The organism is Acidovorax sp. HMWF029, assembly GCF_003060895.1.
GTDB lineage: Bacteria > Pseudomonadota > Gammaproteobacteria > Burkholderiales > Burkholderiaceae_C > Acidovorax.
Window position 1 is genome coordinate 1 of the sequence record NZ_QAIH01000289.1, and the last position, 1,308, is coordinate 1,308.

General features: G+C 69.5%; 1 pseudogene. It reads right to left on the reverse strand.

Features of this window, described 5'->3' with window-relative positions:
* Positions 1–36: 36 nt before the first annotated feature.
* Positions 37–1,308, reverse strand: a pseudogene (locus tag DBR12_RS20090) (WD40 repeat domain-containing protein); the annotation flags it as partial.

A 1,308-nucleotide genomic window follows, 5' to 3' on the forward strand; every position in this document is an offset into this window, starting at 1 on the left:
AGCTATAGCGAGCGAACCAGTGAAATGTGAGCACCCTTACCACCGCACCGGCCCCGCCTCATCCTCCCAAAAAATCCACCGGCTGGTCTCCGCATACGGCGAGGTCCCAATCGAATACGGGTCCATCCCCGCCTCGCTGCGCTCCAGCCGCACCAGGTAGCCGCCGTGGCTGGCGGCCCACAGCACGCTGCCGTCGGGGGCCATGTCCATGCCGCTGATGGTGCTGCCGATGTGGTGGCGCCACAGGGTTTGGCCGTCGTCGCCGAGGGCGTGCAGGTAGCCGTCGGCGTCGCCCAGGACCACCAGTCCGGGCTGGGTGGCCGAGGCGTAGACGCGGCAGCGGTCGTCCAGCGTGGGCAGGTCTTCTGCGTCAGTGGGCGCGGGTTGCGGTGCGTCTTGCTGCCCCTGCGCAGCGAGCGGCGAGAGCGGCACCGACAGTGTGCTGCCCCAGTACAGATGGCAGGAGTTGGCGAACAGGCGCGTGCCGTCGTGCGAGAACACCGCGTGGTGCGGGTAGGACGATTGCGGGTCGTACTCGGCCACCAGGGTGCCCTGGGCGTCGAGCAGGATGTGGCTGCTGTCCTGGTCGCCCACGGCGATGTGGTGTTCGTCGGGCGAGAGCGCCATGTGCAGCATGTCGAGCGCCAGCACGGTGACGGTCTGGCCGCCAGCCTCTTTGTCCATCTGGTTCTTGGGCCAGGTGTAGGGGCCGTCTTCGTCAAAGGTCTGCGGGTGCAGGCGTTGCACGCCGCCACCGTCGCTGCGGCCATCGCTGCCGCCGTTGGTCGTGGGCGTGAGCAGGTAGATGCCGGTGGGGTTGCGCAGCAGCACGCGCTGGCCGTCGTTGAAAGGGATGAGTTCGTCGCAGCGCTGCCCCAGCGGGCCGGGGGCCACGGGCACATGGGGCGGCAGGCCTTCGTTGCCATGGGGCAGGGCAAAGCGCGCAATCACCGGGCCGCCAAAGCCTTGGTGGGTGGTGATCTGCTGGCCGTCGCTCTGGGCAAAGATGTGCCGGTTGTGGGAGCGGCCCAGGCCGCGCAGTGTGGGCAGTGGCTGGTGGTGCGGGCCCTGCACGGCCACCCAGTGCGCGGTGTCGTGGTAGGCGGGGCCAATGCGCGCCAGCACGCGGCCATCGTCCAGCGCAATCACCGGGCCGATGAAGCAGCCCGCATTGGCTGCGCGCTGCACAAAGGCATCGGGGGCAAACGCAAAACGCTGGCGAAAGCGCTCGCCCAGGTCGGCGTCGGCATGCCGGTGCACCACGCGTGCCAGCTGCAGCACGGTGGGGGCGGCGGCCTTGCGCGGGTC